This window comes from Streptomyces sp. NPDC001880 (assembly GCF_053594575.1).
In genome coordinates this window covers 1-2359 of sequence record NZ_JBSFET010000245.1, presented here as the reverse complement: position 1 = coordinate 2359, position 2359 = coordinate 1, and the positions used below count along the sequence as shown (strand labels likewise).

Below are 2359 nucleotides of genomic sequence, written 5' to 3'. Positions count from 1 at the left end.
GTGCAGACCGACCCGGACATCGACACCCGAGTCACGCAGCGACAGCGCGTGGGCGTGACCCTGACTGCCGTAACCGATGACCGCGACCTTGCGGCTCTGGATGATGGACAGGTCGGCGTCGTCGTCGTAGAACAGCTCGGCCACTGGGTTTCTCCTTGGTGTGCAGGTGTTGCTTCCCACCGTACGGCGGGGTGCGTCAGATACGTTTTCGGGTCTCGCCATACGGGCGGCGAGATGGCGGCCGCTACGCCGTACGGTCGAGTGCGCGCAGCGAACGGTCGGTGATCGAGCGCGCGCCGCGCCCTATGGCGATGGTGCCGGACTGGACCAGTTCCTTGATGCCGTACTGCTCCAGCATCTTGAGCATGGCCTCCAGCTTGTCGGCGCCGCCGGTCGCCTCGATCGTGACGGCCTCCGGGGAGACGTCCACGGTCTTGGCGCGGAACAGCTTGACGATCTCGACGATCTGGGAACGGGTCTCGTTGTCGGCGCGGACCTTCACCAGGACGAGCTCTCGCTGGATCGCAGCGGCAGGCTCGAGTTCGACGATCTTCAGGACGTTGACCAGCTTGTTCAGCTGTTTGGTCACCTGCTCCAGGGGCAGGTCCTCGACACTCACGACGATGGTGATGCGGGAGATGTCGGGGTGTTCGGTGGTACCGACCGCGAGCGAGTCGATGTTGAAGCCGCGGCGGGAGAACAGGGCGGTGATCCGGGCGAGGACACCGGGCTTGTTCTCGACCAGGACGGAGAGCGTGTGCTTGGTGGACATGGAGTCGGTCTCTCTCTGTCTCTCAGTCGTCTTCGTTGTCGCCGAAGTCGGGACGGACCCCGCGGGCGGCCATGACCTCGTCGTTGGAGGTGCCGGCGGCGACCATCGGCCACACCATGGCGTCCTCGTGGACGATGAAGTCCACCACGACGGGGCGGTCGTTGATGGAGTTGGCCTCTTCGATGACCTTGTCCAGGTCGGCCGGGTCCTCGCAGCGGATCGCGTAGCAGCCCATGGCCTCGGACAGCTTGACGAAGTCCGGGACGCGGGTGCCCTTCGCCGGGACGCCCTCGGTGTCCGCGCCGGAGTGCAGCACGGTGTTGGAGTAGCGCTGGTTGTAGAACAGGGTCTGCCACTGGCGGACCATCCCGAGCGCGCCGTTGTTGATGATCGCGACCTTGATCGGGATGTTGTTGAGCGCGCAGGTGGTGAGTTCCTGGTTGGTCATCTGGAAGCAGCCGTCGCCGTCGATCGCCCAGACCGTGCGGTCGGGCATGCCGGCCTTGGCGCCCATCGCGGCCGGGACCGCGTAGCCCATCGTTCCGGCTCCGCCGGAGTTCAGCCAGGTGGCGGGCTGCTCGTACTGGATGAAGTGCGAGGCCCACATCTGGTGTTGGCCGACGCCCGCCGCGAAGATCGTGCCCTCGGGGGCGAGCTTGCCGATGCGCTGGATGACCTGCTGCGGCGAGAGGCTGCCGTCCTCGGGCAGGTCGTAGCCGAGCGGGTAGGTGTCGCGCCAGCGGTTGAGGTCCTTCCACCAGGCGGCGTAGTCGCCGACGTGCCCCTCGGTGTGCTCGGCCTGGACGGCCTGGACCAGATCGGCCAGGACCTCGCGGGCGTCCCCGACGATCGGGACGTCGGCGGCGCGGTTCTTGCCGATCTCGGCGGGGTCGATGTCGGCGTGGACGACCTTGGCGTAGGGGGCGAAGCTGTCCAGCTTGCCGGTGACGCGGTCGTCGAAGCGGGCTCCGAGGGCGACGATCAGGTCGGCCTTCTGCAGCGCGGTGACGGCGGTGACCGCACCGTGCATGCCCGGCATTCCGACGTGCAGCGGGTGGCTGTCGGGGAATGCGCCGAGCGCCATCAGTGTGGTGGTGACGGGCGCTCCGGTGAGCTCGGCGAGGACCTTCAGTTCGGCGGTGGCACCCGCCTTGATGACGCCGCCGCCGACGTACAGCACCGGCCGCTTGGCCTGGGTGATCAGCTTGGCGGCTTCGCGGATCTGCTTGGCGTGCGGCTTGGTGACCGGGCGGTAGCCGGGCAGGTCCTGGGTGGGCGGCCAGCTGAACGTGGTCTGCGCCTGGAGGGCGTCCTTGGCGATGTCGACGAGGACGGGTCCCGGACGGCCGGTGGAGGCGATGTGGAAGGCCTCGGCGATCGTGTGCGGGATGTCCTCGGCCTTGGTGACCAGGAAGTTGTGCTTGGTGACCGGCATGGTGATGCCGCAGATGTCGGCTTCCTGGAAGGCGTCCGTACCGATCGCCTTGGAGGCGACCTGGCCGGTGATCGCGACCAGCGGGACGGAGTCCATGTGGGCGTCGGCGATCGGGGTGACCAGGTTGGTGGCGCCGGGGCCCGAGGTGGCCA

Annotated in this window: 2 protein-coding genes and 1 pseudogene; all 3 read right to left on the bottom strand. The window is 67.8% G+C overall.

Features of this window, described 5'->3' with window-relative positions:
* Window positions 1-144 (bottom strand): annotated as a pseudogene (locus tag ACWCQ6_RS36875) (ketol-acid reductoisomerase); the annotation flags it as partial.
* A gap of 100 nt (window positions 145-244) precedes the next feature.
* Complete coding sequence (gene ilvN / locus ACWCQ6_RS36870) at window positions 245-772, bottom strand: acetolactate synthase small subunit (protein ID WP_266729519.1); 528 nt, start codon at window positions 770-772, stop codon at window positions 245-247.
* Between the two features lie 22 nt (window positions 773-794).
* Window positions 795-2359, bottom strand: a 1565-nt coding sequence (locus ACWCQ6_RS36865; protein WP_451096819.1) for an acetolactate synthase large subunit, incomplete at its 5' end; no start/stop codon positions are given.

What these genes read in the sequence shown, in the direction of transcription:
- ilvN (WP_266729519.1), bottom strand. Translation starts at nt 772, where the DNA reads ATGTCCACCAAGCACACGCTCTCCGTCCTGGTCGAGAACAAGCCCGGT.